This window comes from Winogradskyella pelagia, from assembly GCF_017581965.1.
Lineage (GTDB): Bacteria > Bacteroidota > Bacteroidia > Flavobacteriales > Flavobacteriaceae > Winogradskyella > Winogradskyella pelagia.
On record NZ_JAGEVF010000004.1, the window covers coordinates 176,233 to 198,067 of the forward strand.

Below are 21,835 nucleotides of genomic sequence, written 5' to 3' on the forward strand. Positions count from 1 at the left end.
TCATCCGATACTACACCATGAAAAATGCGTCTATCGTAACCATTAGAAAAGAACTAGAAGAATTAAATCGCGAAGATCTTTTAGAACTATGCCTTCGTCTAGGAAAGTTTAAAAAAGATAACAAAGCGCTGATGACTTATCTACTGTTTGAGGCCCACCACGAAGATAGCTATATAGCAAGTGTCAAGGAAACGTTGGATGAGCTGTTTGATAGTATGAATACCGACAGCTACTTCTACATGAAAAAAACCATTAGAAAAATATTGAGGCAACTTAGAACCTACGCCAGATATTCTAACCATAAATCTACAGAAGTAGAACTCCTACTCTATTTCTGTGAAAGGCTGAATACCTTAAAGCCTTCTATTCATCGCAACAGAACTTTGAATAATCTCTATGAACGTCAATGCTTGGCTATTTCTAAAAAAATCGAAACACTACATGAGGATTTACAGTACGACTATCAATTACAACTTAATGCCCTGGGAGAAACATCCCTTTAATCCCTATATTTACGCCTTCATAAAAAATTGTGTCTACGACTGTAAATGAAAAAAGGACAAATCTCTAACATATTACGCCAGTTGCAGCTAATCTACATTGTAGACTGGATTAGATTTTATATCCTAAAATTTAAGAATTACAATAAAAATAAAAAATTCGGGGCTAAGCACCCTGATGTAATCTTACCTCCAGATTATCTCATGTACGAATCGTTCAGTATTGACTATGACCAATATTATAACGGAGGACGTCGCATGGCTGTTTGGGTAGCAGAGCACCTTAGAAAACATACCTCTTTAGCCAACCAAGCCATTTTAGATTGGGGCTGCGGTCCAGGTCGTATTATAAGGCATATGCCTGAGGTTATTGGCAACAATTGTACGTTTTATGGTACAGACTATAACTCCAAATCTATAGCGTGGTGCAAAGCCAACATTCCAAATGTGGGATTTAACTGTAACCCTCTGAAAGCTCAATTACCTTATAAAGACAACACTATTGATGCTATTTATGGGATTTCTATTCTAACCCATCTATCTGAGCAAATGCATACCGACTGGATTAATGAGCTACAACGTGTACTCAAACCAGAAGGTATTATTTTACTTAGTACTCACGGTGACAATTATAAGGTAAAACTAGAACAAACAGAACTTGAAAATTACAACAAAGGCCTTTTAGTCGTAAGGGGAACCGTTAAGGAAGGACACCGTACCTACTGTGCATTTCAGCCAAAACCTTTTATGCAAAAACTCTTTAGAGATGTTGATATCTTAGAGCATATAGAACTCAGCTCAGACACAAAAGATTGGGTACCTCAAGACTTGTGGATTATTAAAAAACGTAGTTAGCACATTAGTTCAAATGACATTTGTCATAGTTATTATTCCTTAGAATCCCGAAATTTAATCTCATTCTAAATCAAGACGTCATGGGAATTAAAAGTGTGATTTCAGCATTCTTATTACTTTTTGTAATGAGCTGCGCTTCAACTAGTGAGGTTATTTATGATTATAATATAGATGTGGATTTTAATCAATACGATACGTTTGTCCTCTGTATGGACGACTTCTTCGTGGAGCATGATAATCATCCCAATTTAGATACCGAAGAAACCCGACAAATCATTGGCGATGCTGTGGAAGTTGAAATGAAAAATACAGGTCACAGAACCAACGTATTTGATCCTCAATTACAAGCGGGATTTCGGATCCTTATTAAAGAACAAACCGCACAATTTCAGAACTGTGAACATTCTGAGGATTTACAATATTGGGAAACCTGCACTATCCATGAAGAAACCTATGAAGAAGAAACTTTAGTTGTCTATATTGCAGATTTTAAAACCAATAAAGTCTTATGGCACGCCTCTATTATTTGCGATTTCAATAAACCTAAAAAACAATTAAAACCATATATTGCCGGTTTAGTCAAGGATTTATTTGAAACCTATCCTAAAACCCAAGTTCAGAAAAATCCTGATGATGATAAGGTGTTTTAAGCCGTTTGTTTTTTAGCTTTACGGCTACCCTCGTACATTTCATATTTTACAAAACGTGCCTCTAGCTTGGCGTTAAAAACTTTTATTTTCCTTGATGGTCTAAGTCCAATGTGCTTAAGGGCCTCAAGATTAGAAGTAATTAGCCAACTTTCTGTATTGGGATAGCCATGTTTTAATGTTGTACCGATTTGACCATAAAATTCCTCAACATCCAAATTCTCCAATCGTTCACCATACGGTGGATTAAACACCATGTGTAATTTATCCGTTCCTGCTTTTTGAGTCTTAAAAAAATCTTCATGCTTAATGCTTATAAACTCATCTAGGTGAGCATTTTTAATGTTTTCTTTCGCCTTTCTAACGGCCGATGGTGACTTGTCATAACCTAATATCTTATGATGGAAATCTCTCGTTCTATTTAGTAAGGATTCCTCTATTTTTTCAAATAAATCTACATCCCAGTCATTCCAGCGCTCAAAACCAAATTCCTTTCTCATCAAATTTGGTGGTATATTGCATGCAATCATAGCCGCCTCCGCCAAAATGGTTCCACTGCCGCACATGGGATCCATAAAATCCGATTGTCCATCCCAACCACTCATTAATATTAAACCTGCTGCCAAAACTTCGTTAATAGGTGCAATATTGGTGGCCAATTTATAACCACGTCTGTGCAACGATTCGCCAGAAGTATCCAAAGACACCGTACAACGTTGTCTATCAATGTGTACATTAATTTTTAAATCCGGAAATCTTAAATCTACATTAGGCCTTTCACCAGAATTTTCCCTAAACCGATCAACAATAGCATCCTTAGCTTTTAAGGCCGTGTATTTGGTATGGTTAAATACACTATGATGTACTGTTGCATCAACTGCTAAACTACCTGCTGCTTTTAGGTATTTTTCCCATGGCATAGCCTTTACATTTTTATAAAGATCATCTTCCCTAACGACTCTAAACTGCGCAATGGGTTTTAAAATTTTAATGGCTGTGCGTAATCCCATATTAGCCTTATACATAAAGCCTTTATCACCGACAAAGCTTACACTGCGTATACCTTTCTCTACATCCATGGCGCCAAGCTGCGTTAGTTCTTTAGCTAGGATTTCTTCAAAACCAAATAAGGTCTTGGCTACCATTTTAAAATTATTGTCCATACGTCTCGTCTAATGCGTTGCAAAAATACAGTATTTTTGTGCCACAGTTAAGCAGCATGACAAAATTGACCCATCAATGGTATGCATCTTGGTTTGATACACCATACTACCATATTTTATATAAAGACAGAGATTACTCCGAAGCACAACTCTTTATGGATAATCTCACTAATTATCTAAATCTACCCGAGAAAGGTAAAATTTTAGATTTGGCCTGTGGCAAAGGACGGCATTCTATTTATCTTAATACATTAGGTTATGACGTCACAGGTATAGACCTTTCTGAACAAAGTATTGCAGCTGCCAAATCTTATGAAAACGATAGTTTGCACTTTGAAGTTCACGATATGACCAAGCCTTATCCCAAAAGGTTTGATGCTGTCTTTAATCTATTTACAAGTTTTGGCTATTTTGAGGATGAGTCTTGCAATCTTAAAACTATAAAAGCTATTAAGTCTGAGCTTAACACTTATGGATTCGGTGTTATTGATTTTATGAATGTTAAATATGTAATAGATAACCTTGTTGCCGAAAATATTAAAACTGTCAATGACATTGAGTTTCATCAAAAACGACGTTTAGAGAACGGCTACATTGTTAAGGATATTTCATTTACAGCAGAGGATAAGTCCTTTGAATTTCAAGAACGCGTTAAAGCTTTGAACCTTAAGGATTTTAAAATTTTATTTGAAAAAGCCGGCGTGCATCTATTAGATGTTTTTGGTGACTACAAATTGCAAGCCTATCATCCAGAATCTTCAGAACGTTTGATAATGATTTTTAAGTAAATTGCAGGCATGAATAAGTACTTGTTTCCTGTTTACGCCATCATCATTGGTGTTGTTATAGCGCTTTTAACCAGAAAACAGAAATCTAAGGGTAATAAGCTCCTATTGTCTTTTAGTGGTGCCTTCCTTTTGGCAATGACACTCTTTGAATTGCTTCCTGAGGTTTATGAGGATTTAGAAGCCAAACAAACAGGCCTTTTTATAATGGTAGGTATCCTTTTACAGATTATCTTAGAGCTTTTCTCCAAAGGTGCCGAACATGGCCACGTACACATTCACCAAACCCAAAGTGAGTTTCCATGGTTATTATTTGCCAGTCTTTGTATACATAGTTTTTTAGAAGGTTTTCCTATTCACCAGCATAACGACATGGTGTATGGCGTACTCATTCATAAAATACCTATTGCGACCCTAATAACCGCTTTTCTTTTACAAGCTCCTTTTAGTAAGCTACAGGTAATATCTTTTTTAGTAGTCTTTGGGGCCATGACACCCTTAGGTACCTTTATTTCCAATAGCAATACATTACCGCAAGATTCCATAATTCTCATCAATGCAGTGGTTATTGGTATATTTTTGCATATTTCCACTACAATTTTGTTTGAATCTGGCGAAGGTCACAAATTTAATCTCACTAAATTACTGGCAATTGCACTTGGTGTTTTTATTGCCTATTTATTCTAATCATGTTTAGCAAGGAAGAAAGCAGAAAACTACGTGAAAACTTCTGGACAAGCTTCGGGAAATCCTTTCCACGAAAATGGCTACTGTACAACACTAAGATAAAAGGGCTTAGTTTTAAATTTTACTTTGACACAAAAAGGGCCTTAGTAGCTTTAGACTTAGAAGATGATTTAGAAAACCGAATCAATTGCTGGGAACGATTAGTTGCTCTGCAAGGGATTCTGCAAAATGATTATTTGCCTAATACCATTTATGAAGAAATCTACATTTTAGATAATGGTAAGGAGATTTCGAGAATTTATGTCCCTCTATTAGACCAAAAGGTTTCCATACACGATAAAGGCACATGGCGTGAGGTTATGGAGTTCTTTAATTCTAACATGCAACTGTTTGAAGCGTTTTTTATGGAGTACAAGGATGTCATTAAATCTTAGATTACACTCAATAGTCAACTCCAATAGAGCATCTCAATCTTTTAAACGTTTATATTTGTTTTGATATTCAACATCTTTATCCGTCTTGTAAATACCTGGTGCATGTAATAATAATTGTAGCTTTAGTTCAAACGAAAGGACAAATTTTCATTTAAAATTAAAGCATTAAGTATTAAATGTGAAAAAAACTAAAAAGGGAAAACATGCCAAAAAAGGTGATTTGAAAAAGAAATACAAATAGTTAATAAACAGAAATTATAAGGTAATATGGATAGTAAATATAAAGTTGGTGATTTATTGTATGACGCTAATATTTATGATGGAATGAATACCAATCTAGCCGATTTACCATTTATCAAACGTTGGTTACCAAAACAAAAGAACACTCGCATTCTTGAACTCTGTTGTGGCACGGGCAGGCTTACGATTCCCATTGGTAAAGATGATTACAATATTACAGGTGTAGATTTCACAACTTCAATGCTCGAAAAAGCACGTAATAATGCTGCTGCATTCGGACTGGACATTACCTTTATTGAAGCAGACATTAGAACTTTAGAGTTACCAGAAAAATACGACCTCATATTTATTCCGTTTAACTCAATTCATCATCTATATAAAAACGAAGATGTGCTAAAAACTTTCAAAATGGTTAAAAAGCATCTTAAAGAAGACGGTTTATTTCTGTTAGATTGTTTTAATCCCAATATTCAATTTATTGTTGAAGGGGAAAAAGAGCTAAAGAAAATTTCGGAATATACAACTAAAGACGGTAGACAGGTTGTAATCAAAGAAATTATGCGCTATGAAAGTACAACCCAAGTTAATCGCATTGCGTGGCATTATTATATTAATGGTGCCTTTCATTCTATTCAAAATCTGGATATGAGACTTTTTTTTCCTCAAGAATTAGATTCATGTTTAGAACAGTCCGGTTTTACCATTGCTCATAAATTTGGAGATTTTGAGGAAGGTCCATTTACCGACACCTCAGAAAAACAGATATTTGTCTGTAGATAAGAGCCGTTTAAATTAGTTTAGATATAGATAGCGCTGTTAAGAGCAATTTAATATTAAAACTTATTTTAGGTTCTTATATAGCATTGCGATTTTCAATTTAAATCAATTTAACATTACCTTTTTAATCCAATGAAATATAAATTAAGACCAAACTTTTTCTTTATTGTCGTTGCATTAATAGTAGGTTCAGCCTTATTTAGGCAAATCGATTTTCAAAATTTAACTATTGAAAAGCCTGCATTAGCCATTATTTATGGAGTTACTTTTTTAGCTAGCATTCTGCTTATGCTAAAGAAACCGAAAAAGTAAATCAAATATTTTTAAGCTATTTAGCTACAAAGCTAAAATGGTTTAAAAATCTTCCATTGTGTTGAAATTAATTATCTTTAAGGAGTTGCCCGAAATTATTTTGTTATTCCTACTATTGTGAAACAACCGGTTTACAACTAAGAATAGTTTACTAAAACCTTAGCATATGGATTTAAACTTAAAAGGCAAAAATGCCATAATTACCGGAGGCAGTAAGGGTATAGGCAAAAGTATCGCTCTAATATTAGCACAAGAAGGCGCCAATGTAGCTATATGCGCTCGAGGTGAAGACACCTTAAAAAACACTGCCGCTGAAATAGAAAAAACAGGAGTAAGAGTATATTCACAAACCTGTGATGTTGGTAGTTCTGATGAATTAGAATCCTTTTTAATTAACTCTAAACGCCATCTTGGCAGCGTGGACATCTTAGTTCACAATGCGTCAGCTTTAGCGTTAGGCCCTACTCTTAATGATTGGAAAGCTAGTATTGATGTAGACCTGATGGGAGCAGTCAATGCCTGTAACACAGTAATCCCTTGGATGACGGAAGCTGGTGGCGGTTCAATTTTGTTAGTATCGTCTACCTCTGGACTAGAATGCGATCCTACTCCAGATTATGGTTATACAGCCGCGAAAGCAGCTTTGATTGCTTATGCAAAAAAGTTAGCGGTAATGCATGCACCACAGAATATACGGGCTAATGCTATAGCACCAGGCTCAACAGAGTTTGAAGGTGGTGTCTGGGATATGATAAAAAAAGAGCAACCCGATTTATATGACATGGCAAAATCAATGATTCCTGCCGGTCGTTTGGGTACACCAGATGAAGTAGCTGATGTAGCGGTTTTTTTATCCTCTTCGCGAGCAAGTTGGATTACAGGAGAATGCGTTTCTGTTGATGGGGCTCAGCACAGAGGTATGCGCTAGATTACAGTAAAACTAATTGTGCAAAAAGGTTTGAGCTTGAAAAAAATAGCTTTTGTTTTAAAGCAACCCTTTTATAAGTTTTCCATCTATAAATAAAAAGATGAAAAAGATATCTGTAATACTGTTCCTATTTCCTTTCCTATTAGCGATGCAATGTGAAGCTGATGAAAATTCTGGCTTTGAAACCACCTATTATATAGAAAACAGTACTGGTATAGACTTGTTTTATTTAACTGCATCTAATAACTTTATAAATGTTCCAGAAGACGGAATAATTACCTTGGCAAGCGAACTTAACTCAGAGACCTTACCTATTCCACCTTCCCAATCCTTGGTTTTTAATAGTATTAAGCTTTACAAAAACGAGAATGAAAGTTTTATCCTAGTATACGCACAGAATCCAATAGACGATGAACTTTGGGTTTTTATGGAACCAACCGAAAATAGGTTTGAATACAAACTTGAGGTCACAGAAATGGTCCTAGATTAATAAACAGTATTTTAAATTTGCATTTCTAAATAATCTTAAAAAAGCCCTACATTCCATATCTTCGCGGTTCAAAAATTGGCCTATTAGGAGGCTTTTTTAATTTGCATTTCATAAATAACTCATTTTGAATAAATTTTTAATAATTCTCATTCTACTTTTTGGTCTAAATTCATTCGCCCAAAACACCTTTATACCAGACAATAACTTTGAACAAGCCTTAATAGATTTTGGCTATGATGATATTTTAGATAATCAAGTGCTTACTTCTAATATCGATACTGTCACTAGTCTACAACTCGAAGACCTTGATATCTCTGATTTAACAGGAATAGAAGCTTTTGCAGCTTTAGAAACCTTGGATTTATCTCGAAATCTTTTGACCACAATTGACGTATCACAAAATAACAATCTAGAACTTTTAGACTGTGCACAAATGAATACTCTGCTTAAGGTCAATATCCAAAATGGAAATAACACCAATATGCTACTTGGTGCTTCGGATTGCCCTAATTTAAATTGTGTTCAGGTAGATGATGTGGACTATGTCAACGCTAATATTAATTCTTCCTTTTTCTTTTTTGGTTCTAACAACTATGTTATTAGCTTAGATTGCTTTATCCTCAGTACAGAAGAGTTTAATAAAAACCCCATATCGCTATTTCCAAACCCCTCGAGCAATTACTTACAAGCAACTGGCATAAACCAAATTCTACCATTTACTATTTACAGCCTTGATAGTCGCATTGTTAAAACCGGAATTATCAAGCCTGATAATAGAATTAATATTCAAACCTTAACACCTGGAATTTATTTTTTAAGAATAAGCTCACTAAAATCAATTAGATTTATAAAGGAATAAAGATGAAATGACAATGAAGCAATTTACAATATCTACCCAGATAATATGTCTTTTTTTATGTGGCCTTTGTTTTTGCCAGCAAACCAACGATGAGCGCTATACCTATAAACAAGGTGACTATAATGGTATAGGGAAATGGTATCTAGGACGAGAAATTGCCTATGTAATGGGATATCAAGGCATCAAATGGCTAGAACGTCCTGAACGCGAGGCTGAAGAAAATGTTTCTACATTACTATCAAACATGGATATCCAAACTACAGATATCATCGCAGATATCGGTGCTGGTTCTGGTTATCATGTTTTTAAAATGGCACCGTTAGCAGCTAATGGTAAGGTCTATGCAGTAGATATACAACCCGAAATGCTAAAGGCTATTACATCTAATAATATTTACAAGAAGCTCAACAATATTAAAACCATACTAGGCGACGAAAAAAGTGTGAATCTTCCAGAGAATTCTATAGATAAAATCTTAATGGTCGATGTTTATCATGAGTTTAATTATCCTTTTGAAATGATAATGTCAATAAAAAAGGCCTTAAAACCAAATGGCAAAATTTATCTCATAGAATACCGTGGTGAGGATGAAACCGTTCCAATAAAAAAAGTACACAAAATGTCTGAAGCGCAGGCCGTGAAAGAAATGAAGGCTGCAGGTTTTAAATTAGATGAAAACATTGATAATTTGCCTTGGCAACATTGCCTAGTTTTTAGTAAATCTTAATTCTCATGACAACATCACAGCAACTCTCAAAACATATAGAGCAAGCCTACTTTGGTGGTAACTGGGCCGAGGTAAATGTTAAGGACACAATCTCTAAAATTAATATAGACGTAGCAAATCATAAGATCCAAGGTTTTAATACCATTTTAGCGCTTTCGTTCCATATCCACTATTTTATTAAAGGTGTTGCCCAAGTCTTTAAAGGTGAAAGTCTTGATATTCGTGATAAATTCAGTTACCAACATCCTAAAATTACTAACCAAAAAGAATGGGAGCAGTTACAGCAAAGCATGTGGCAAGAAGCTAAAGAATTCGTTGATCTCATTGTAAATTTTCCAAATTCCAAGTGGAATACATTCTTTACGGACGAAAAATATGGATCCTACTACAGCAATATCCTTGGTCTTATTGAGCACACCCACTACCATCTAGGACAAATAGTCGTTCTCAATAAAATGATTGAAGCGTCTAAATGACGTGATTAAAAATCATAAAAAAATGACTTATTGCTCCACCCAATACAAATAGATGCCAGATTACATGATTGTATGGAATCTTTTCAACGGCATAAAAAATGATGCCGACTGTATAGAATAGGCCTCCAGCAAATAACCACAATACGCCGTTCGACCCAATTGCGTTTGAAAGGTTAGAAAAATCAAAGACGATTAACCATCCCATTACAAGATATAGCAATGTAGAGAATACTTCATATTTCCCCGTAAAAAACAATTTTAAAACCACTCCAAACGCCGCAACACCCCAAACCACCCAAAAGAGCGTCCAACCAAGACTATTAGTTAAAGAAATTAGCAATACTGGTGTGTATGTACCAGCTATAAGTAAATAAATACTAACATGATCTACAATTCTAAAATAGTGCTTACGTCTTTCATCTCTTACCGAGTGATATAATGTAGAGGCTGTAAATAAAACAATTAAAGAAACCCCATAAACGATAACGCTAAAAAGATGCCTCGGAACATCCAAATTAGAGTTAACAACTAATAATACGAGTGCAGCAATACCTAATCCCGCACCAATACCATGAGATATAGCATTAAGCCGTTCTTCTGTTGTTGTTTGTCTACGCACTAACTTTTATTCTTATTTTTTGGTTTTGCCCATTTGTTAACACAGGCATAAAAATCAATATCGAAAGCAGGATTTTGGCGCTCCAAGCGTTCGTTTTGAAAGGCACGTTGTAAGATGTCCTCAATCAAATAATCTTCCAAAACATTAATTGGACTAAATTCTCGTTTTAATGAGATATCAAACAAGCTTGCCGTATTATTGTACCAAAATGCGCGCCAACCACTGCGAAGCTCTTTAATAAGCGAGAACGTAGTTTTTCCTGTTTGCCTATGGATAAGTTTTACTAAAATCTGCCCTTCGGTTTTTGTGAGTTTTTTTAATTCTGCAGAGAATTCTTCTTCAATGTATTTTTGAATGACCTTAGCATATTTTTTTTTATCTCGCTTTCGTGTTAAGGTGGCAAGGCGCTCTTGCAGCGCCTCTAAGCGCTCGGCTGCTAGCTTAGCATAAGGATAAACCTTTAAGGTCTTACGTTTTAAAATCAAATACCGAATTCTGGCATCCCTATTATCAAAACTCAAGTCTGGCAGAAGAATAACTTCGTCTAAATCTATAGACCTGCGAGGAATGGAGTCGCCTTCAATAATAATATATTCAACCTTTGTTGAATCTTGCTCAACAGGCAAAATCTGAGCCCAAGCCATTGGGCCTAAAACTATGATCAAATAAACTAGTCGTTTCATCTCTTTTACCTTGGACCAAAACCGTACCAATGCATAGATTAATACCTATTCCAAAATTAAGAATTAATACCACCATTAAACCTTATAATCCTATTAATATTATTATTTTTAGGAAAAAATTTACCACATGGCAAAAAAGCGTTTACTCACCAAAAAGTCTATAGACTTTTTAGAAAAATATTTAAATAATGCCTCTCCAACAGGTTACGAATGGGATGGTCAAAAAATATGGATGGACTATCTTAAACCCTATGTAGATGAATTTGTAACAGACACCTATGGCAGCGCTGTTGCAGTTATTAATCCAAAGGCAAAGTACAAGGTGGTTATTGAAGGCCACGCTGATGAAATCTCTTGGTACGTCAATTACATTTCTGACAAAGGTCTTCTGTATGTGATTAGAAATGGTGGTAGCGATCACCAAATTGCACCTAGTAAAATAGTTAATATCCATACTAAAAAAGGTGTTGTGAAAGGCGTATTTGGCTGGCCAGCCATACATACTAGGAACAGAGCAAAAGAAGAACCACCAAAACCAGATAATATTTGCATTGATATTGGCGCCAAAGACAAAGCAGAGGTTGAGAAAATGGGTGTGCATGTTGGCTGTGTTATCACGTATCCAGATGAGTTCCACATCCTAAATGGCGATAAGTTTGTTTGCCGTGCATTAGACAATAGAATGGGTGGATTTATGATAGCGGAAGTAGCACGTTTACTTCACGAAAACAAGCAAAAATTACCCTTTGGTCTTTATGTTACAAATTCTGTACAGGAAGAAATTGGCCTCAGAGGTGCGGAGATGATTACCCAAACTATAAAACCAAATGTGGCTATTGTTACCGACGTAACTCACGATACAACCACACCAATGATAGACCAGAAAAAACAAGGATATGCAGAAATTGGTAAGGGTCCTGTTGTAGCTTACGCTCCTGCCGTACAACAAAAACTAAGAGATCTGATAACCGATACTGCTGAAGATAAGAAAATTCCATTCCAACGTGCCGCTTTGTCAAGAGCCACAGGGACCGACACTGATGCCTTTGCCTATAGTAATGGTGGTGTAGCATCTGCTTTGATTTCTTTACCATTGCGCTATATGCATACTACCGTTGAGATGGTGCATAGAGATGATGTAGAAAATGTAATTAGGTTAATTTATGAGTCCTTGCTTAAAATAAAGGATGGAGATACCTTTAGCTATTTCGAATAACTAATTCCCACGAAAGTGGGAATCTTTTTTACATGGACGAACTCATAGATATTGTTACCAAAACCGGAGAACCCACTGGTAAAGTAGCCTTAAAATCTGATGCCCATAAAAATGGATGGTATCACAATACTATACATGTCTGGTTTTATACCAAAAGTGGTAAAGTACTTTTACAACAGAGGTCTCGCAAAAAAATAATCTATCCTCTACTCTGGGACGTGTCCGTAGCAGGACATATTGATGCTGGCGAAAGTTTTATAGATGCCGCTGTGAGAGAAACTCAAGAGGAAATAGGCTTAGCCATAGGTAAAAAAGACCTTATTAAAATTGGTGTAAAACTTCACAAATCAAACTATAACAACGGCAAAATTAAGGATTTCGAATTTCACCAAATATTTATCGCTCAACTCAGAATAAGGCTAGAGGACTTGGTACCTCAAGAAGATGAAGTTGAAGCACTAAAATTAGTAAGCTTTAAGGAATTCTTTAATCTTTTGGAAGGTAGCCAAAATAACAATCACTTTATTGCCAGCAATCGAAACTATTATAGGTTTGTTATTGACAGCATCAAAGCACATCTGCACCTATGAATATAATTCTAAGTGCTGTAGCACCTATATTGGTTATTATTATATTCATCTATCTACAAGATAAATATGATAAAGAACCTCTAGGTCTTCTGCTTTTGAGTTTTGTATTTGGTGCCATTGTAAGCGTAATTATTGTAACCCTTATTTATTTAGTTACAGATGAGCTCATTCCTATCACAGACAAATACAGTATTTGGCAACAATTTATAAAGGCATTTGTAATTGTTGGGTTCTCTGAAGAGTTCAGTAAATACATTGTGGTAAGATATTTTGCTCAACCAAGAAAAGCGTTTAACGAGCCCTACGACGGCATTATTTATGCCGTTATGGTGTCTATGGGATTTGCCTGTACAGAAAACGTACTATATGTTATAGGTGGCGGTTACGATGTTGCACTCATAAGGGCATTTACAGCGGTGCCAGCACACGCCACATTTGGTATTTTAATGGGTTATTTTATGGGTAAAGCGAAGTTTTCCAACAACCGTTTTTGGTTGAATATTACGGGTTTGCTCCTAGCAGTCCTTTTTCATGGAACTTATGATTTCTTTTTATTTATTGGATTTATTCCAGGTATATCTATCGGTGCCATTATCTCTTTAATGATTGGTGTTTTTCTTTCTAGAAAAGCCATTATTAATCATCAAAGGGATTCTAAGTTTAAATCTATGTAAAGTTTTTCTGAAACATGATTAATTTCATATTTTAGGGAAAGGCTTATCTCTAATTTAGCCCAAGTTTAATAATTCGAAGTACATGTATAAAACAAAAGTAAATGCTTCTCACAATTTTGATATTAGTGAAGAAGATGCAAAACAACTTGATGTGGTGTCTACCTCAAAAAACACCTATCACATTCTTCAGAATAATCAATCCATAAAGGCAAAAGTGCTGCGTTCAGATTTTAACGAAAAGACATACAGTGTTATGGTTAATAATAACACCTATGAAGTATCTATACAGGACACTCTAGATCAACAGATTGCTAGTTTGGGATTTGCATTAGGCGCTTCTAAAAAAATAAATGACATTAAGGCTCCAATGCCTGGACTTATCTTAGAAATCAACGTAAATGAAGGTCAAGAGGTTAAAGAGGATGACCCATTATTGATTCTTGAAGCCATGAAAATGGAAAACGTTCTCAATTCACCAAGAGACGGCGTCATTAAATCCTTAAAGGTAAAACAAGGTGAGGCTGTTGATAAAAATGCTCTTTTAATAGAATTCGAATAAGATGAAAAAAATATTAGTCGCCAACAGAGGCGAAATCGCTATACGCGTTATGCGTACTGCTAAAAAGATGGGAATAAAAACCGTAGCTGTATTTTCTGAAGCGGATAGAAATGCACCTCATGTAAAATACGCAGATGAAGCCGTTTGTATAGGCCCAGCTCCTTCCAATGAATCTTACCTAAGAGGTGACAAGATCATTGAAATCTCGAAGGCATTAAACGTGGAAGGCATCCATCCCGGATACGGATTCTTAAGTGAAAATGCTGATTTTGCGGAGCTTTGCGAAAAAAACGATATCATTTTTATAGGACCAAGATCAAAGGCCATAAAAATGATGGGTGATAAACTCGCTGCCAAAGATGCGGTTAAGGACTATGACATCCCAATGGTTCCAGGTGTAGATCACGCCGTTACTGACCCAAAAGAAGCTGTTGAAATCGCTAAACAAATAGGACTTCCCATTTTAATAAAAGCGGCTGCGGGTGGCGGTGGAAAAGGAATGCGCGTTGTAGAAAATGAAAAGGACATCGAAAGTCAAATGAAACGCGCTATAAGCGAAGCAACCTCTGCTTTTGGAGATGGCTCTGTCTTTGTAGAAAAATATGTGAGCTCACCAAGACATATAGAAATTCAGGTTATGGCAGATAGCCATGGTAATATATTACATTTCTTTGAGCGCGAATGTTCTGTTCAACGCCGACATCAAAAAGTAGTAGAAGAAGCACCTTCAGCAATTCTAACTCCAGAACTGAGAGAAAGAATGGGACAAGCCGCAATAAACGTTGCACGATCCTGTGATTATTTAGGTGCTGGTACGGTTGAGTTCTTAATGGATGCCGATCATAATTTTTATTTTCTAGAAATGAATACCAGACTACAGGTAGAACACCCTGTTTCTGAGTGGATTTCTGGAGTAGACTTAGTAGAATTACAAATTAACGTAGCCAGAGGCGAAGAACTTCAAATAAAACAACAGGATTTAAAAATAAATGGGCATGCCATAGAACTTAGGGTTTACGCAGAAGACCCAATGAACGACTTTTTACCAAGCGTGGGAAAATTGGAAGTTTACAAACTCCCTGTTGGTGAAAATATAAGAGTTGATAATGGTTTTGAAGAGGGAATGGATATTCCTATTTATTACGACCCTATGCTGTCTAAGTTAATTACCTATGGCAAAACTAGAAATGAAGCTATACAACTTATGATTAAGGCTATTGACAATTATCATGTAAAAGGGGTTGAGACCACTTTACCATTTGGCCGTTTCGTTTGTGAACATGAAGCCTTTACAAGTGGAAACTTCGATACCCACTTTGTAAAAAACTACTACTCACCAGCCCTGTTAGAAGAACAACATGCTAAAGAAGCTGAAATTGCGGCCAAGATAGCTCTCAAAGAATATCTAATGGATAAAACACTATTAAGACTACCTAATTAAGATACTATGGATTCAAAAATAAAAACTCTTAACGAAAAGCTTGATTTAGCCAAATTAGGAGGTGGTCAAGAACGTATTGACAAGCAACATCAAAAAAAGAAATTAACCGCTAGAGAACGTGTCCTATATCTACTCGACGAAGGTTCATTTGAAGAAATTGGTGCCTTGGTAACACATCGTACCAAAGAATTTGGTATGGATAAACAAAAATTTTATGGCGATGGTGTTGTTACTGGTTATGGCACAGTAGAAGGAAGATTAGTCTACGTGTTCGCTCAAGACTTTACCGTTTTTGGTGGTTCGCTCTCTGAAACGCATGCCGAGAAGATTTGCAAGATTATGGATATGGCAGTGAATGTAGGTGCTCCTGTTATTGGATTAAATGATTCTGGTGGAGCACGTATCCAAGAAGGGGTTAAATCACTTGGTGGTTATGCCGATATTTTTTATCGAAATGTGCAAGCCTCTGGTGTAATTCCTCAAATTTCAGCTATAATGGGTCCTTGTGCTGGTGGTGCTGTCTACTCCCCTGCAATGACAGATTTTACCATAATGGTTCAAGATACCAGTTATATGTTTGTTACCGGACCTAACGTGGTTAAAACGGTTACTAATGAAGAGGTTACAAGCGAAGAACTTGGTGGTGCTAGTGTACATTCTACAAAGTCTGGTGTAGCTCATAAAACCTCATCTAATGATATTGAGTGCCTAGAAGATGTAAAGACATTACTAAGCTACCTCCCACAAAGCAATAGAGAAAAACCACATGATTTAGAATTTGAGCTTAAGGACGAGGTACGTGATAGTTTATCTACTATTGTTCCAGATAATCCCAATAAACCATATGATATGCATGATGTTATTAACGGCATCATTGATGAGGACTCCTTCTACGAAATCCACAAGGACTACGCAGAGAATATCATCGTTGGTTTTGCACGATTAGGCGGAAAATCAATTGGTATCATTGCCAACCAACCTATGTTTTTGGCTGGTGTTCTTGGGGTTAAAAGCTCTAAAAAAGCGGCTAGATTCGTGAGGTTCTGTGATGCATTCAACATTCCTATGTTGGTATTAGAGGATGTTCCAGGATTCCTTCCCGGTACAGACCAAGAGTGGAATGGAATTATTGTTCATGGTGCTAAATTATTATATGCTTTTAGTGAAGCAACGGTACCAAGAGTTACCGTAATTACAAGAAAAGCTTACGGTGGTGCCTATGACGTTATGAACTCTAAGCATATTGGTGCCGACATGAATTTTGCATGGCCATCTGCTGAAATTGCCGTTATGGGCGCTAAGGGTGCGGCCGAAATCATATTTAGACGTGAAATTGCATCCGCAGAGGACAAGGAAGCTAAATGGAAAGAAAAAGAAGCTGAATATGCCGAATTATTCGCAAATCCTTATAGCGCCGCTGAACGCGGTTTTATTGATGAAGTGATTTTGCCAAAAAACACACGACGTAAATTGATAAAAGCTTTTAGCATGTTACAGGATAAGCAAGTTAATAGACCTAAACGAAAACATGGCAATATACCATTATAGATAGGTATAGTCCAATTCGGAATATGTCTTTGGCTCCGCAATAGTATCGTGGTTACTATCTACTTGAGGTCTATATAAGTCTTTACTTATGGTATAGGCCTCAAGTTGTTTATCATTAAATTCCCTACCAATAATTTCTAAAACATCATTTTGTTTCAAGCTGTCATCTAACCAAAGTTTCTCGTCTTTTTCTGATATAAGGACAGGTTGACGCTTTTTTATATTGTGAATACGCTCAAAAAATGGCGAGGCTTCTCTGGTTAGTATAGTAAAGGTAATATACTTTCCTATCACAGTGTATATTCCCGCCAACGAAAAAATAGAATCGTCATCTCTGTGAATGAAAACAGGATATTTTTTCTTGTCTACGGTATGGGGTTCATAAAATCCATTAACTGGAATAATACAACGCTTTGTTAGTGCTGAATGTTTGTAAATAAAATGTTGAAAGAGCTTTTCACTTTGTGCATTTAAACCCGAACCATACCGAATACTTTCTTTATAATAAGCTTTAATCTCCTCTGGTTGTTTATTAGAAGGAACTATGCCCCAAATTCCCGGTGCTATTACTTCTGGCTTTTGTTGGGGAATCACCAGCATATTGGGGTGGGAAAATCCATTAAGATGATAGGCTGGCTGATCAAATAAAGGGCCATAAGATGGATTACTCAAAGTTACATTGTAACGTAACTCCAAATCCTTTATAGTTCTTATTTGTCGGGTTTGATAACACATAGAACAACGATGGCATTATAAAACTATAAATTTTTTGAGACAACATTCCCCTAAGTCTATATTTTTGCCTGGAATGTATACAAATCATAGTAGCGGCCCTTCAACGCTAATAAATCATCATGTGTACCACGTTCTACAATACGACCAGTTTCTATGACCAAAATCTGATCTGCTCTTTTTATAGTACTCAGGCGGTGGGCAATAACAATAGTGGTTCTATTGTTGGTTAATTGAGATAAGCTTTTCTGAATCAATCCCTCACTTTCGGTATCTAAATTAGAAGTTGCCTCATCTAGAATAATGATTTTAGGATCGGCCAAAATCGCCCTAGCTATCGCAATACGCTGACGTTGTCCTCCTGATAGTTTTACACCTCTCTCACCTATTAAGGTATCTAGGCCATCATCAAAACGATCTGTAAACTCATTAACATAAGCCGCTTTCACTGCATTTTGAAGTTGAGCTTCAGTCGCATTTGGTCTTGGAAACATAATATTTTCTCGTATCGTACCTTCAAACAAAAACTCATCCTGCAACACAACGCCTAAGTGCTGCCTAAAACTATTGAGCTTTACCTTTGATAAATCATGACCATCAATAGTAATTAATCCTGACTCTGGATCTAAGAAGGTTGCCGACAAACCAGCGATGGTAGATTTACCAGAGCCTGAACTGCCCACCAGAGCCGTAACCGTGCCAGATGGTGCTTCAAAATCAATATTGTACAATACTGGCTTTCCTTCTTCATAAGCAAAGGATACGTCACTAAATTTTATATCACCATGAATACCATCTAATTGAATGGTCCTTTCGGGTTGTTCGTCTTCAGCAGCTAAATTCATTAGCTCTTCTGTTCGGTCTAAACCAGCTAGAGCCTCAGTGAGCTGGCTACCTATATTACTCATTTGAACAATAGGTGCGATCATGAAACCAAGAATCAAAGTGAAAAATAAAAATTCTCCAGTGGTCATGCTATCACTTATCATATAATAACCTCCAATACCCATAATACCAGTGGTTGCTACACCTATTAAGAAGGTTGAAGAGCTCGTCATTAAGGCGGTTGCCGTCAAACTCTTTTTTACGTTTTCATACAAACGCTCCACGCCTTTCTCAAAAGTCTTATTTTCTTGTTCCTCAGCATTAAAAGCTTTAATAACCCTAACACCTGCAAGGGTTTCCGTCAAACGACCAGTAACTTCGGCATTGATTTTTCCACGATTTCTAAAAACCGGACGTATAAATTTAAAGGCTTTTAAAGCCACTAGTCCAAAAATAGATAGAGGTACGAAGACAAAAAGTGTCATCCAAGGATTTAATTTTATTAAAATCACCAATGATACTATGGCTGTGAAGGAGCCTCCTACCAGCTGCACTAAACCTGTACCAATTAAATTCCTTACACCTTCAACATCGCTCATAATACGAGATACCAAAGCACCCGACTTTGTATTGTCAAAAAAACGAATTGGAAGCGATAACACTTTCTTTTGAACTTGTGCCCTCAATTCCGAAATTAAATACTGTGCTTGCACACTCAAAATACGTGTAAGCAAAAACGAAGTCACCGCTTGTACCAAAATGGCCGCTAGAACTATTGCAATAAGCACATATAAGGCATCGACATCCTTATTAGGAACCACATCATCCAACAACACTTTACTTTGCCATGGCAAAATAAGGCCAGATAAACTCCTTATAACTATAAGTACCAACCCAATAAAAACAAGATTACGTCTAGGCCAAATAATAGTCTTAAAGGCGGTTGCCATTGTAACTTTAGGTTTATTCGATTGAGATGGTTTGGATTTGTCTTTTAAATGCTTCATGGCATCTGATTGTATTAAATATTCTAAAACTTAACCTTTGTTTAAAGCTAGCACTAGACATTTTAACGCCTTGTTTTAATTTAATAAAGGCTAATCGTAATGTAAATGCTGAACCTTGGAGGGTGCAAAAGTAGGTTTAAATACGTATTAGATCTTAATATTTGATTTAAATGTCTCTTCCTTCAAATAATAGTTGATAATTGACTTACTTTTGCGCCATGAAAAATCGGTCTCAAGCAGAATTTGTAGTATTGATGGCAGCATTAATGTCTATTGTAGCACTGTCTATTGACGCAGTACTACCAGCCTTGCCAAATATTGGTGACCATCTAAGTGTTACAGATCCTAGCAATAATCAAAAAATCATAACAATGATTTTTTTGGGATTAGGTATGGGCCAGCTTGTCTTTGGACCTCTCTCAGATAGTTTTGGACGCAAGCCCATTGTATATATGGGATTTGTGGTATTCATAATTGCATCTATCATTTGTATCACCACTAAGAGTTTTGAAATGATGATTTTTGGCCGAATACTTCAAGGTATTGGTCTTGCTTCACCAAGAACCATGTGTATTGCCATGGTAAGGGATAGCTACAGTGGCGATTATATGGCTAAAATATTATCGATTGTTGTGATGATTTTTATCCTAGTACCGGTTATAGCACCAACCTTAGGGCAACTATTAATGGTGTATTTCAGTTGGAAATCCATATTCATTTTTACACTTGGTTTCGGCGTTATTGTCATGCTTTGGTTTTGGCTTAGGCAGGAGGAAACCCTCAAAGAAAAATATAAAATACCCTATCGGCTAAGCATCTTTAAAACAGGAGCTATTGAATTCTTTAAAATACGCTCTGCTGTTATTTATACCATTTTATCGGGACTAATAACCGGTTCATTTATGGTATACTTAAGCACATCTCAGCAAATTTTTGAAAATCAATATGGGCTCGCTGAGGAGTTTCCTTTAATTTTTGCCAGCTTGGCTATTTCCGTTGGATTAGCCACATTCTTTAATAGCCAACTCGTAATTAAGTATGGCATGCGAAGGATAGTACACACAGCTATGCTATCTTTTGTTAGTATATCACTAATATTCCTATTGATTTTTAATTCTCAACTGAACCCACCTATAGAAATCTTAGTTGGTTTCTTTGCACTTCAATTTTTTACAATAGGTTTTCTTTTTGGTAATCTCAGAGCTTTAGCCATGGAGCCAATGGGGCACATTGCAGGAGTTGGTTCGGCATTAAATGGTTTTATTTCTACCGTTATGGCAGTTCCGATTGCCGATTTTATTGGTGGGTTTGTAAAGGATTCAGTAATTCCGCTTTTCGCAGGATTCTTGGTCTGCGGGATGATATCATTGCTACTCTTTTATTCTAACAGCAATAGAGTTACCAAACTTTTAAAACAGATTTAAAAAATCTCTAAATTGCCTTTCCCTTGTCTAACGATAATGGGCTCGCCTTCAGAGAGGTCAATAATGGTAGAACCCTCATTACCTCCGTACCCACCGTCAACAACAAGATCAACGCGCTTATCCCATTTTTCTAAAATTAACTCAGGATCAGTGGTATACTCCACTATTTCATCATCATCTCGTATGGAAGTTGATACGAGTGGATGCCCTAAACTGTTAACTATGGCCAAGGTAATTGGATTATCGGGCACTCTTATCCCAACTGTTTTGCGCTTCTTAAATGGGTTTGGTAAGTTTTTAGAACCTGGAAGAATAAAGGTATACGGTCCTGGCAAGGCTCGTTTTAATATTTTAAATGTTGTGGTATCTATTTGCTTAACATAATCACTAAGATTACTAAGGTCTTCACAAATGAAAGAGAAGTTAGATTTTTCGAGTTTTACACCCTTAATTTTTGCAATGCGCTCCAAAGCTTTGATATTAGTAATATCGCAACCTAAGCCATAAACCGTATCTGTTGGGTAAATAACGAGACCTCCCTTTTTTAACACATCTACCACTTTTTGAATCGCTTTTGGGTTTGGGTTCTCGGGATATATTTTGATAAAGTCAGCCATAAATAAATCTGTAAAACAAT

Annotated in this window: 26 protein-coding genes; 20 read left to right on the plus strand and 6 right to left on the minus strand. The window is 36.2% G+C overall.

Annotated elements, in window-relative coordinates; genetic code table 11:
- Positions 1 to 17 precede the first annotated feature (17 nt).
- From J4050_RS06835 to J4050_RS06845, 3 genes are all read left to right on the plus strand, one after another.
- Entirely contained in the window at positions 18 to 503 is a 486-nt protein-coding gene (locus J4050_RS06835) for a hypothetical protein (protein ID WP_208153631.1), read from the plus strand.
- Between the two features lie 45 nt (positions 504 to 548).
- Positions 549 to 1,355: a class I SAM-dependent methyltransferase gene (locus J4050_RS06840; RefSeq protein WP_208153633.1), complete on the plus strand. Its 807-nt coding sequence runs from the start codon at positions 549 to 551 to the stop codon at positions 1,353 to 1,355.
- Positions 1,356 to 1,435: 80 nt separating this feature from the next.
- On the plus strand, positions 1,436 to 2,005 hold the full coding sequence (locus J4050_RS06845) for a DUF4136 domain-containing protein (protein ID WP_208153635.1): 570 nt from the start codon (positions 1,436 to 1,438) through the stop codon (positions 2,003 to 2,005).
- Here the strand turns inward: J4050_RS06845 and J4050_RS06850 are convergent.
- A complete protein-coding gene (locus tag J4050_RS06850; RefSeq protein WP_208153637.1) occupies positions 2,002 to 3,165 on the minus strand; it encodes a THUMP domain-containing class I SAM-dependent RNA methyltransferase in 1,164 nt (387 codons plus the stop codon). The genes J4050_RS06845 and J4050_RS06850 overlap by 4 nt on opposite strands.
- A gap of 56 nt (positions 3,166 to 3,221) precedes the next feature.
- Between J4050_RS06850 and J4050_RS06855 the strand changes: the two genes are divergently transcribed.
- The 10 genes from J4050_RS06855 (at position 3,222) to J4050_RS06900 (ending at position 9,880) form a co-directional block, all read left to right on the plus strand.
- Complete coding sequence (locus J4050_RS06855) at positions 3,222 to 3,953, plus strand: class I SAM-dependent methyltransferase (protein WP_208153639.1); 732 nt, start codon at positions 3,222 to 3,224, stop codon at positions 3,951 to 3,953.
- A gap of 9 nt (positions 3,954 to 3,962) precedes the next feature.
- Complete coding sequence (locus J4050_RS06860) at positions 3,963 to 4,637, plus strand: ZIP family metal transporter (protein ID WP_208153641.1); 675 nt, start codon at positions 3,963 to 3,965, stop codon at positions 4,635 to 4,637.
- Between the two features lie 2 nt (positions 4,638 to 4,639).
- Positions 4,640 to 5,071, plus strand: coding sequence for a DUF4268 domain-containing protein (locus J4050_RS06865; protein ID WP_208153643.1), 432 nt, complete (start codon positions 4,640 to 4,642; stop codon positions 5,069 to 5,071).
- Between the two features lie 267 nt (positions 5,072 to 5,338).
- Complete coding sequence (locus tag J4050_RS06870) at positions 5,339 to 6,091, plus strand: class I SAM-dependent methyltransferase (protein ID WP_208153645.1); 753 nt, start codon at positions 5,339 to 5,341, stop codon at positions 6,089 to 6,091.
- Positions 6,092 to 6,220: 129 nt separating this feature from the next.
- Positions 6,221 to 6,400, plus strand: coding sequence for a hypothetical protein (locus J4050_RS06875; protein WP_208153647.1), 180 nt, complete (start codon positions 6,221 to 6,223; stop codon positions 6,398 to 6,400).
- A 166-nt stretch (positions 6,401 to 6,566) separates the two neighbouring features.
- Complete coding sequence (locus J4050_RS06880; RefSeq protein WP_208153649.1) at positions 6,567 to 7,328, plus strand: SDR family NAD(P)-dependent oxidoreductase; 762 nt, start codon at positions 6,567 to 6,569, stop codon at positions 7,326 to 7,328.
- Positions 7,329 to 7,428: 100 nt separating this feature from the next.
- Entirely contained in the window at positions 7,429 to 7,818 is a 390-nt protein-coding gene (locus tag J4050_RS06885) for a hypothetical protein (RefSeq protein WP_208153651.1), read from the plus strand.
- A gap of 124 nt (positions 7,819 to 7,942) precedes the next feature.
- Positions 7,943 to 8,677, plus strand: a complete 735-nt coding sequence (locus J4050_RS06890) for a T9SS type A sorting domain-containing protein (RefSeq protein WP_208153653.1) — start codon at positions 7,943 to 7,945, stop codon at positions 8,675 to 8,677.
- A 13-nt stretch (positions 8,678 to 8,690) separates the two neighbouring features.
- Positions 8,691 to 9,404 (plus strand): class I SAM-dependent methyltransferase, encoded by a 714-nt coding sequence (locus J4050_RS06895; RefSeq protein ID WP_347879105.1) that lies wholly within the window; start codon positions 8,691 to 8,693, stop codon positions 9,402 to 9,404.
- A gap of 5 nt (positions 9,405 to 9,409) precedes the next feature.
- Entirely contained in the window at positions 9,410 to 9,880 is a 471-nt protein-coding gene (locus J4050_RS06900) for a DinB family protein (protein WP_208153657.1), read from the plus strand.
- Here the strand turns inward: J4050_RS06900 and trhA are convergent.
- Positions 9,873 to 10,499 (minus strand): PAQR family membrane homeostasis protein TrhA, encoded by a 627-nt coding sequence (trhA, locus tag J4050_RS06905; RefSeq protein ID WP_208153659.1) that lies wholly within the window; start codon positions 10,497 to 10,499, stop codon positions 9,873 to 9,875. The two genes, J4050_RS06900 and trhA, sit on opposite strands and share 8 nt — an antisense overlap.
- On the minus strand, positions 10,499 to 11,182 hold the full coding sequence (locus tag J4050_RS06910; RefSeq protein ID WP_208153661.1) for a DUF4294 domain-containing protein: 684 nt from the start codon (positions 11,180 to 11,182) through the stop codon (positions 10,499 to 10,501). Before J4050_RS06910 ends, trhA begins: the two co-directional genes overlap by 1 nt.
- A gap of 127 nt (positions 11,183 to 11,309) precedes the next feature.
- On the opposite strand from J4050_RS06910, the gene J4050_RS06915 reads away from it, so the two are divergent.
- The 6 genes from J4050_RS06915 (at position 11,310) to J4050_RS06940 (ending at position 17,210) form a co-directional block, all read left to right on the plus strand.
- Positions 11,310 to 12,398 (plus strand): M42 family metallopeptidase, encoded by a 1,089-nt coding sequence (locus J4050_RS06915; protein ID WP_208153663.1) that lies wholly within the window; start codon positions 11,310 to 11,312, stop codon positions 12,396 to 12,398.
- 32 nt (positions 12,399 to 12,430) lie between these two features.
- Positions 12,431 to 12,988: an NUDIX hydrolase gene (locus tag J4050_RS06920; RefSeq protein WP_208153665.1), complete on the plus strand. Its 558-nt coding sequence runs from the start codon at positions 12,431 to 12,433 to the stop codon at positions 12,986 to 12,988.
- Positions 12,985 to 13,662 (plus strand): PrsW family intramembrane metalloprotease, encoded by a 678-nt coding sequence (locus tag J4050_RS06925; RefSeq protein ID WP_208153667.1) that lies wholly within the window; start codon positions 12,985 to 12,987, stop codon positions 13,660 to 13,662. Before J4050_RS06920 ends, J4050_RS06925 begins: the two co-directional genes overlap by 4 nt.
- 82 nt (positions 13,663 to 13,744) lie before the next feature.
- A complete protein-coding gene (locus J4050_RS06930) occupies positions 13,745 to 14,221 on the plus strand; it encodes an acyl-CoA carboxylase biotin carboxyl carrier protein subunit (RefSeq protein WP_208153669.1) in 477 nt (158 codons plus the stop codon).
- Position 14,222: 1 nt separating this feature from the next.
- Positions 14,223 to 15,662, plus strand: coding sequence for an acetyl-CoA carboxylase biotin carboxylase subunit (gene accC, locus J4050_RS06935; RefSeq protein WP_208153671.1), 1,440 nt, complete (start codon positions 14,223 to 14,225; stop codon positions 15,660 to 15,662).
- 6 nt (positions 15,663 to 15,668) lie between these two features.
- Positions 15,669 to 17,210 carry an acyl-CoA carboxylase subunit beta gene (locus tag J4050_RS06940; RefSeq protein WP_208153673.1) on the plus strand — a complete coding sequence of 514 codons (1,542 nt, stop codon included), beginning with the start codon at positions 15,669 to 15,671 and terminating at the stop codon, positions 17,208 to 17,210.
- On the opposite strand, the gene J4050_RS06945 is transcribed toward J4050_RS06940, so the two are convergent.
- Together J4050_RS06945 and J4050_RS06950 are read right to left on the minus strand one after the other, a co-directional pair.
- Positions 17,205 to 17,945: an SOS response-associated peptidase gene (locus J4050_RS06945; RefSeq protein WP_208153675.1), complete on the minus strand. Its 741-nt coding sequence runs from the start codon at positions 17,943 to 17,945 to the stop codon at positions 17,205 to 17,207. The genes J4050_RS06940 and J4050_RS06945 overlap by 6 nt on opposite strands.
- Positions 17,946 to 18,001: 56 nt before the next feature.
- Positions 18,002 to 19,774 carry an ABC transporter ATP-binding protein gene (locus J4050_RS06950; RefSeq protein WP_208153677.1) on the minus strand — a complete coding sequence of 591 codons (1,773 nt, stop codon included), beginning with the start codon at positions 19,772 to 19,774 and terminating at the stop codon, positions 18,002 to 18,004.
- 218 nt (positions 19,775 to 19,992) lie between these two features.
- On the opposite strand from J4050_RS06950, the gene J4050_RS06955 reads away from it, so the two are divergent.
- Positions 19,993 to 21,198, plus strand: a complete 1,206-nt coding sequence (locus J4050_RS06955; RefSeq protein WP_208153679.1) for a multidrug effflux MFS transporter — start codon at positions 19,993 to 19,995, stop codon at positions 21,196 to 21,198.
- On the opposite strand, the gene J4050_RS06960 is transcribed toward J4050_RS06955, so the two are convergent.
- Positions 21,195 to 21,815, minus strand: coding sequence for an L-threonylcarbamoyladenylate synthase (locus J4050_RS06960; RefSeq protein ID WP_208153681.1), 621 nt, complete (start codon positions 21,813 to 21,815; stop codon positions 21,195 to 21,197). The two genes, J4050_RS06955 and J4050_RS06960, sit on opposite strands and share 4 nt — an antisense overlap.
- Positions 21,816 to 21,835: the final 20 nt, after the last annotated feature.

What these genes read in the sequence shown, in the direction of transcription:
- accC (WP_208153671.1), top strand. Translation starts at nt 14,223, where the DNA reads ATGAAAAAAATATTAGTCGCCAACAGAGGCGAAATCGCTATACGCGTT.
- J4050_RS06920 (WP_208153665.1), top strand. Translation starts at nt 12,431, where the DNA reads ATGGACGAACTCATAGATATTGTTACCAAAACCGGAGAACCCACTGGT.
- J4050_RS06910 (WP_208153661.1), bottom strand. Translation starts at nt 11,182, where the DNA reads ATGAAACGACTAGTTTATTTGATCATAGTTTTAGGCCCAATGGCTTGG.
- J4050_RS06960 (WP_208153681.1), bottom strand. Translation starts at nt 21,815, where the DNA reads ATGGCTGACTTTATCAAAATATATCCCGAGAACCCAAACCCAAAAGCG.
- J4050_RS06940 (WP_208153673.1), top strand. Translation starts at nt 15,669, where the DNA reads ATGGATTCAAAAATAAAAACTCTTAACGAAAAGCTTGATTTAGCCAAA.
- J4050_RS06845 (WP_208153635.1), top strand. Translation starts at nt 1,436, where the DNA reads ATGGGAATTAAAAGTGTGATTTCAGCATTCTTATTACTTTTTGTAATG.
- J4050_RS06875 (WP_208153647.1), top strand. Translation starts at nt 6,221, where the DNA reads ATGAAATATAAATTAAGACCAAACTTTTTCTTTATTGTCGTTGCATTA.
- J4050_RS06870 (WP_208153645.1), top strand. Translation starts at nt 5,339, where the DNA reads ATGGATAGTAAATATAAAGTTGGTGATTTATTGTATGACGCTAATATT.
- J4050_RS06855 (WP_208153639.1), top strand. Translation starts at nt 3,222, where the DNA reads ATGACAAAATTGACCCATCAATGGTATGCATCTTGGTTTGATACACCA.
- J4050_RS06880 (WP_208153649.1), top strand. Translation starts at nt 6,567, where the DNA reads ATGGATTTAAACTTAAAAGGCAAAAATGCCATAATTACCGGAGGCAGT.
- J4050_RS06850 (WP_208153637.1), bottom strand. Translation starts at nt 3,165, where the DNA reads ATGGACAATAATTTTAAAATGGTAGCCAAGACCTTATTTGGTTTTGAA.
- J4050_RS06950 (WP_208153677.1), bottom strand. Translation starts at nt 19,774, where the DNA reads ATGAAGCATTTAAAAGACAAATCCAAACCATCTCAATCGAATAAACCT.
- J4050_RS06885 (WP_208153651.1), top strand. Translation starts at nt 7,429, where the DNA reads ATGAAAAAGATATCTGTAATACTGTTCCTATTTCCTTTCCTATTAGCG.
- J4050_RS06895 (WP_347879105.1), top strand. Translation starts at nt 8,691, where the DNA reads ATGAAGCAATTTACAATATCTACCCAGATAATATGTCTTTTTTTATGT.
- J4050_RS06840 (WP_208153633.1), top strand. Translation starts at nt 549, where the DNA reads ATGAAAAAAGGACAAATCTCTAACATATTACGCCAGTTGCAGCTAATC.
- J4050_RS06955 (WP_208153679.1), top strand. Translation starts at nt 19,993, where the DNA reads ATGAAAAATCGGTCTCAAGCAGAATTTGTAGTATTGATGGCAGCATTA.
- J4050_RS06900 (WP_208153657.1), top strand. Translation starts at nt 9,410, where the DNA reads ATGACAACATCACAGCAACTCTCAAAACATATAGAGCAAGCCTACTTT.
- J4050_RS06865 (WP_208153643.1), top strand. Translation starts at nt 4,640, where the DNA reads ATGTTTAGCAAGGAAGAAAGCAGAAAACTACGTGAAAACTTCTGGACA.
- J4050_RS06835 (WP_208153631.1), top strand. Translation starts at nt 18, where the DNA reads ATGAAAAATGCGTCTATCGTAACCATTAGAAAAGAACTAGAAGAATTA.
- J4050_RS06860 (WP_208153641.1), top strand. Translation starts at nt 3,963, where the DNA reads ATGAATAAGTACTTGTTTCCTGTTTACGCCATCATCATTGGTGTTGTT.
- J4050_RS06930 (WP_208153669.1), top strand. Translation starts at nt 13,745, where the DNA reads ATGTATAAAACAAAAGTAAATGCTTCTCACAATTTTGATATTAGTGAA.
- J4050_RS06915 (WP_208153663.1), top strand. Translation starts at nt 11,310, where the DNA reads ATGGCAAAAAAGCGTTTACTCACCAAAAAGTCTATAGACTTTTTAGAA.
- J4050_RS06945 (WP_208153675.1), bottom strand. Translation starts at nt 17,945, where the DNA reads ATGTGTTATCAAACCCGACAAATAAGAACTATAAAGGATTTGGAGTTA.
- J4050_RS06925 (WP_208153667.1), top strand. Translation starts at nt 12,985, where the DNA reads ATGAATATAATTCTAAGTGCTGTAGCACCTATATTGGTTATTATTATA.